The organism is Micromonospora desertarenae (assembly GCF_056150265.1).
Genome location: NZ_JAXCFQ010000011.1, coordinates 53981 through 60812, shown reverse-complemented (window position 1 = coordinate 60812; position 6832 = coordinate 53981). Strand labels below are relative to the sequence as shown.

Annotated in this window: 3 protein-coding genes and 2 pseudogenes; 1 reads left to right on the top strand and 4 read right to left on the bottom strand. The window is 75.8% G+C overall.

The window, feature by feature from the left end; translation table 11 throughout:
• Together SM577_RS22070 and SM577_RS22065 are read right to left on the bottom strand one after the other, a co-directional pair.
• Nucleotides 1–275, bottom strand: a pseudogene (locus SM577_RS22070) (hypothetical protein); the annotation flags it as partial.
• Nucleotides 276–298: 23 nt separating this feature from the next.
• Nucleotides 299–580, bottom strand: a pseudogene (locus SM577_RS22065) (LppU/SCO3897 family protein); the annotation flags it as partial.
• 659 nt (nt 581–1239) lie between these two features.
• On the opposite strand from SM577_RS22065, the gene SM577_RS22060 reads away from it, so the two are divergent.
• Nucleotides 1240–2268, top strand: a complete 1029-nt coding sequence (locus tag SM577_RS22060; RefSeq protein ID WP_302922523.1) for an EamA family transporter — start codon at nt 1240–1242, stop codon at nt 2266–2268.
• A 60-nt stretch (nt 2269–2328) separates the two neighbouring features.
• On the opposite strand, the gene SM577_RS22055 is transcribed toward SM577_RS22060, so the two are convergent.
• Nucleotides 2329–5523, bottom strand: coding sequence for a UvrD-helicase domain-containing protein (locus SM577_RS22055; protein ID WP_474587863.1), 3195 nt, complete (start codon nt 5521–5523; stop codon nt 2329–2331).
• Between the two features lie 61 nt (nt 5524–5584).
• The gene (locus tag SM577_RS22050; RefSeq protein WP_302922525.1) at nt 5585–6829 is read right to left on the bottom strand and encodes a metallophosphoesterase; all 1245 of its coding nucleotides are present in this window, start codon (nt 6827–6829) and stop codon (nt 5585–5587) included.
• Nucleotides 6830–6832 lie beyond the last annotated feature (3 nt).

The window sequence follows — 6832 nt, the reverse complement described above, 5'->3', positions numbered from 1 at the left end:
TGGGTGGGCGGTTCCTGGGCCGCGGGTGGCTGGCTCCACTGGGGCTGGGTGGGCGGTTCCTGGGCCGCGGGTGGCTGGCTCCACTGGGGCTGGGTGGGCGGTTCCTGGGCCGCCGGCGGCTGGCCCCACTGGGGCAGGGTGGGCTGGTCCTGTCCGCCGCCCGGTGGCTGGCCCCACTGGGGCAGCGTCGGGTCGACGGGCGGCGGGCCCTCCGGCCCGGCCGGCGGCCGCTGCGACGGGTCCTCCGGCTGGCCGGGTGGTCCGTAGGTGGTCATCTCTCCCCCAGGGGTGCGGTGGGTCAGCGCTGCTTCAGGCAGAGCACGAAGTCGAGGGTGTCCAGCTCGCTGTCGAAGAAGTACCAGTTGGTGTAGCCGGCGACCTTGGCGCACTTGGCCTCGGCGTCCCGCTCGCCGCTGGTCGCGCCGTCGAAGCGGCGCAGCACCTCGTACGTCTTCGGACCGCAGTCGCTGATCAGCAGCTTGGGCTTGCCACCGGGCGCCCCCTCGTTGCGGACGCACTGGCCGGCCTTGACGAACCGGGGATCGGCGGACGCCTCCGGGGCCGGCGCGCTGGGCGCCGGGCCCGCGGCGGACGGCTCCGCGCCGTCGGTGGTGGCCGGGGCGGACGCCCCGGTGGCGGCCGCCGGCGGCGGGTCGTCGTCGTCCTGGCCGAGCAGGTAGAGCACCGCGGCGCCACCACCGAGCACGAGGACCAGCACGGCCGCCAGCACCGCTAGCAACGGGCCACGGGAGCGTGGGCGCCCCGGGGGCGGGGCCGGCTCCCCGGCGTACGGGGCGGTCGGCGCGCCGACGTCCGGGTAGCCGGCGTACGGCTGCTCCGCCGGCCGGTACGGGCCCTGCCCCGGCGCGCCGTACCCCGGCTCCGGTCGGTACGCCGGTTCCGGGGCGTAGCGGGGATCGGCGGGGTGACCGGGCTCGGTGGACCGGTACGGCCCCGACCCGTACCCGGGGTCGTAGGACGGCTCGGTGGGGCGGTAGGGGTCGCCGCCGTACTGCCCCGGCGCCGGCCGGCGCTGCTGGTAGGGGCCCTCGGGCCCGTCCCACCCGCCCCGGCGGTCCGGCTCGTACGACTCGTCGGGCCCCCGCCCGCGCCACGGCTCCGGGGAACCGCCGCCCGGTGGTCCGTAGTTCGCCATGCCGCCCTCCTGGAACCAACTGGTGAGAGGCCGGCCACCAACGAGGGACGCCGACGCCCAGGCCACCGTAGCGTGGACCACCAATGAGCTCATCTCCGCCAAGTGCGTCCCCGTCCGCCGGCCCGGTCACCCGGCCGGGTCCCGGCGTCGCCGCCGGTGACCGCGCCGGCGCCGCGCCCGCCCTGATCTGGACGGCGCTGCTGCTGGTCTACGTGCTGTGGGGCTCCACCTATCTCGGCATCCGGATCGCCGTGGAGTCCATGCCGCCGCTCGCCTCGGCGGCCGCCCGGTTCGCGGTGGCCGGCCTGGTGCTCGCCGTCGTGCTGCGGCTGCGCCGCGGACCGGGGGCGCTGCGGGTGGACCGGCGCCAGCTCGCCTCCGCCGCGGTGGTCGGCGTGCTCCTGCTCGCCGGCGGCAACGGGCTGGTCGTGCTGGCCGAGTCCGGGCCGCCGGGGGTGGCGTTGCCGTCCGGCATCGCCGCGCTGCTGGTCGCCACCGTGCCGCTGCTGGTGGTGCTGCTCCGCTCGGCCACCGGTGACCGCCCCCGGCTCTGGACGCTGGCCGGGGTGAGCCTGGGCTTCGTCGGGTTGGTGCTGCTGGTGCTGCCCAGCGGTGGGGCGGACGCGGTACCGCTCGCCGGCGCGCTGACAGTGGTGGCCGGGGCGGCCTCCTGGTCGGTCGGCTCGTTCCTGTCCGGCCGGATCCGGATGCCCGCCGACCCGTTCGTCGCCACCGTCTACGAGATGTTCGCCGGGGCGGCGGTGCTCGCCGTCCTCGCCGTGGGCCGGGGCGAGCTGCGCGGCTTCGACCCGGGCGCGGTGACCACCCGGTCCTGGCTGGCCCTCGGCTACCTGATGGTGGCCGGCTCGCTGGTCGCCTTCACCGCGTACGTCTGGCTGCTGCACCACGCGCCGATCTCGCTGGTCTCCACGTACGCCTACGTGAACCCGGCGGTCGCGGTGGCGCTCGGCGCGCTGCTCGCCGCGGAGCCGATCACCGCGCAGGTGCTGCTCGGCGGCGCGGTCATCGTGGCCGGCGTGGCCCTGGTGGTGAGCACCGAACGCCCGCGCCGGCCGGCCGAGCCGGCGACCCCGGATCCGGCGCGCCGGTAACCGCCCGGCGCGCCCGCTCGGGAGCAGCCGGTAGCGCGGCCGACGGCCCGGCGGCACGGATCAGATCAGCCGGAGCTGGCGGTCCTTCGGGCGGCGCGGCTCGGTCTCGCCGAAGCGTTCGAACAGGCCCGGGTCGATGGCGTCGAGGAACGGCGACGGGCGGCACTCGCGTTCCGAGCCGTGCCGGCTGCGGCGTGCGGCGTGGCTGACGTAGAGCCGGTCCTGGGCGCGGGTGAGGCCGACGAAGAAGAGGCGCCGCTCCTCGGCCACCGCGTCGTCGTCGGGCGCGGCGCCGGGCCAGCGCAGCGGCAGCAGCCCGTCCTCGCACCCGACCAGGAAGACCACCGGGAACTCCAGCCCCTTGGCCGCGTGCAGGGTGAGCAGGGTGACCGCCTCGGCCCGCGGGTCGAGCGCGTCCACCTCGGCGCCGGTGGCCAGCTGGGACAGGAACATCGGCAGGTCGTCCCCGCAGCGCCGGGCGAGCGGGGTGAGCAGGTCGACCGCCGACCGGACGTCCTCCGGGCGGACCGCGCCCGCGCCGTCCAGCGTCGGCACGGCGAAGCGCTCGGCGAGCACCTGGCCGGCCAGCCGGACCCGGGCCGCCAGCGAGCCGTCCAGCCCGCCGGCGTGCCGCAGCTCGCGGGCGATGGCGGCCACCCCGGGGCGGTCCCGCAGCCGGTCGTGCGAGCGCTTCTGCACCGGGATGTTGGCCCGGGCCAGGGCGTCCACGATCGGCGCGGCCTGCGCGTCGGTGCGGTAGAGCACCGCGATGTCGGAGAAGGAGAGCGACGTCGAGCGGCCGTCGATCCGGCCGGAGTCCAGCGACCGGTGGGAGAGCCCGCCGACCAGCTCGTCGACGGTGCGGACCACGAAGTCGGCCTCGTCGGCGACGGATGCCGCCGGGTAGCGGCCGACCAGCGGGGCCTCCGGGTCGAGCCGGGCCGGGTCCAGCCGGCGGCCGCGCACCAGCGACGACGGCGCGATGGCCTGCACCGCGGCGGCCAGGATCGGCGCCGACGAGCGGTAGTTGCGGTTCAGGCGCACCAGCCGGGCGTCGGTGAAGTCCCGGGAGAAGCGCAGGAAGTAGCCGACGTCGGCGCCGCGGAACGAGTAGATCGCCTGGTCCGGGTCGCCGATCGCGCAGAGGTTGCCGTCGGCCGGGCTGAGCAGCCGCAGCAGCTCGTACTGCACCGCGTCGACGTCCTGGTACTCGTCGACGAAGATCCACCGCCAGCGGTCCCGGTAGCGCTCCACCAGCGCCCGGTCCTCGCGCAGCAGCGCGACCGGCAGGGTGAGCAGTTCGTCCAGGTCGACCAGGCCCTGCTTGCGCAGCAGCGCGGTGTACCCGCCCTGGTCGTCGCCGGCCTCGGCGCGGGCCGCCGCCCGGTCGGCGTCGTCGGCGATCCGGAAGTCGACCGGTAGTCCGGCCGCCTCGGCGTGCTCCCGCAGGATGGTCAGTCCGAGGGAGTGGAAGGTGCCGACGGTGACGTCCTCGGCGACCGGGCCGAGCAGCCCGTCGAGGCGGTGCCGCAGCTCCTCGGCGGCCCGCCGGGTGAAGGTGATCGCCAGGCAGTGCTCCGGGAAGACGTTCAGCTCCGCGCAGAGGTACGCGATCCGGTGGGTCAGCGTCCGGGTCTTGCCGGTGCCCGGGCCGGCGACGATGAGCAGCGGCCCGCCCGGCGCGGAGGCGGCCACCCGCTGCATCGCGTCGAGCCGGTCCAGCAGGCCGGTGCCGACCTCCTCCATGCCGGCGAGCATCGGCTCGAACGGCTCGTGCGGGGAGGGCGGCGGGGCGATCGGTGGCGGCGGGGGTGGGCTGGCCTTCCGCTTCGGCTCGGCCTTGGCCGCCGCCGGGCGCTTGGCCCGGGGTCGGGCCGCCGGCTCCGCGGGCCTGCGCTGCGCCGGCACGGGTACGTCGAACAGCGTCTCCGCCTGCGTCCCCGGCACCGGCCCGCCCAGTTCTGCTGGGTCGAAGAGGGTGATCACGCCGTACTCGCCGTCGTAGCCGGGGACCCGGCGCACCTCGCCCCGGCGCAGCCGGCCGATCCCCTCGGCGAGCAGCTCACCGCCGACCCGCCCGATCTCGTCCAGCGGGGTGCGGGTGAGGATCTCCAGCTCCGGGCCGAGCGCGGCGAGCAGGTCGTTGAGCTTCCCCTCGACCTTCTTGGACCGGGCGCCCACCTTGTTGATCTCGCCGAGGATCTCGGCGAGCGGCACCAGGTGGGTCACCTCGCGGGCGTGCTCGGGGCGGTGCCCGGCCGGCCGGTCGGCCAGCTCCTCGACCCGGCTGAGCACGCCGACGGTGAGCGGCTTGCCGCACTCGGGGCAGCGGCCGCCGGCGGCGCGGGTCTGCTCGGGGGACCAGTTCACCCCGCAGAGCCGGTGCCCGTCGGCGTGGTACTTCCCCTCCTCGGGGAAGAACTCGATGGTGCCGGCGAGCCCGTCGCCGGTGCGCAGCGCGTCCCGGACGGCGAAGTAGTCGCGGGCGGTGGCGAACACGGTCGCCTCCCGGGCCAGCGCCGGCGGCGAGTGGGCGTCCGAGTTGGACACCAGCCGGTACGCGTCCAGGCTGCCGACCCGCCAGTTCATCTCCGGGTCGGAGGAGAGCCCGGTCTCCACCGCGAAGATGTGCTCGGCCAGGTCGGCGTAGCAGTCGGCGATCGCGTCGAAGCCGGACTTGGAGCCCAGCGCGGAGAACCAGGGCGTCCAGATGTGCGCGGGCACCAGGTAGCCGTCGGGGCTGGCCTCCAGGGTGATCTCCAGCAGGTCGCGGGAGTCCAGGCCGAGGATCGGCCGGCCGTCGGAGCCGAGGTTGCCGATCCGGCCGAGCGCGGTGTTGAACCGCGCCACCGCGTCCAGGTCGGGCAGGTAGATCAGGTGGTGCACCTTGCGGGTGCGTTCGTCCCGCTTGTAGATCGTGGAGATCTCCACGCTGAGCGTGAACCGCACCGGGTCGGCCTCGGCCGCGCTGGCCAGCCGGGGTGGCAGCCGCCGGGCGATGTCCCGCTCCGCCTCCGGGCTGAGCCGGTAGAGGCCGGGCTCCGCCGGGTGCAGTGTCTCGCGCAGGTGGTCGTACCACGCGGGGTGGGTGAAGTCGCCGGTGCCGAGCAGGCCGATGCCCTTGCGCCGGGCCCACCAGCCGAGGTTCGGCAGGGTGAGGTCACGGCTGCACGCGCGCGAGTACTTCGAGTGGATGTGCAGGTCCGCGACGAATGGCGGGAGGCCACCGGGGGGTGCGGCGCTGAACGGAGGCACGCCGCATCCTGCCACGACCCGGCGCGCCCCCGCGCGTCGCCACGCTCGGGCGTGAGGTGCGCTATGCCGAGCGCAGCTCGACGAGGGTGATCTGCGGCTCGGCGCCGACCCGGACCGGCGGGCCCCAGAAGCCGGCGCCGTTGGTGACGTACACCTTGGTGCCGTCGACCTCGCCGAGGCCGGAGACCACCGGCTGCTGGAGCTTGACCAGCAGGTTGAACGGGACGATCTGGCCGCCGTGGGTGTGCCCGGACAGTTGCAGGTCGACGCCGAACTTCGCCGCCTCCACCGCGGCGACCGGCTGGTGGGCGAGGAGGACCACCGGGCGGGACGGGTCCCGGTCGCCGAGCGCCGCGGTGTAGTCGGCCGGCGCGGCCAGCCCCGTGCCGGCGGCGGTGACGTCGTTGACCCCGGCCAGGTCGAGTACGCCGCCGCGGGCCTGGATCTCCCGCCGCTCGTTCTGCAGCACCCGCAGCCCCAGCCGGTCCAGCTCGCGCACCCACTCCTCGACGCCGGAGTAGTACTCGTGGTTGCCGGTGACGAAGAAGCTGCCGTGCCGGGACCGCAGGTCCCGCAGCGGCGCGGCGGCCTCGCCCAGCTCGGCCACCGAGCCGTCGACCAGGTCGCCGACGACCGCCACCAGGTCGGCGTCCAGGCGGTTGATGGCGGCCACGATCCGCTCGGTGTGCGCCCGGCCGCGCAGCGGCCCGAGGTGGATGTCGGAGACGGTGGCGATGCGCAGGCCGTCCATGCTCCGGGGCAGCTTGGCCAGCGGGATCTGCACCCGGTCCAGCTGCGGTGGGCCGAGCGCGGTGCGGATGCCGTACCCGGTGAGACCGGTGGCGGTGAGCCCGGCGAAGATCGCCGCCCCCCGGGCCAGCAGCAGCCGCCGGGACGGGTCGTGGTCGGGCTGGCCGACGGCGCCGGCGGCCGGCGGATCGGCCGGACCGGCCGCGCCGACCAGCGCCGGCTCGGGCGCGGCGGCGGTCGGCTCGGCCGCGACCACCCGGCGGCGCAGCACCAGCTTGGTCACCAGCATCGGCACTTCCAGTGCGACGAGCAGGACCAGCAGGTAGAACATGATCGCGAGCCAGAGGTAGCCGGGCCATGCCAGCCAGTACAGCCCGGCCTGGGTGCCGACCATGGTGGCCGGCACCAGCAGCGCCAGCACGAGCGCGGTGATCCCGCCGGCCCGCCGCCAGCGCCCCGGCAGCGTCGTGTCCCGGACCAGCCGCTTCCACAGGTAGAGGTGGATCAGGCCGGTGACCAGCGCCAGGGTCCCCACGAAACCCAGCACTGCGAGCATGTG

What these genes read in the sequence shown, in the direction of transcription:
- SM577_RS22050 (WP_302922525.1), bottom strand. Translation starts at nt 6,829, where the DNA reads ATGCTCGCAGTGCTGGGTTTCGTGGGGACCCTGGCGCTGGTCACCGGC.
- SM577_RS22060 (WP_302922523.1), top strand. Translation starts at nt 1,240, where the DNA reads ATGAGCTCATCTCCGCCAAGTGCGTCCCCGTCCGCCGGCCCGGTCACC.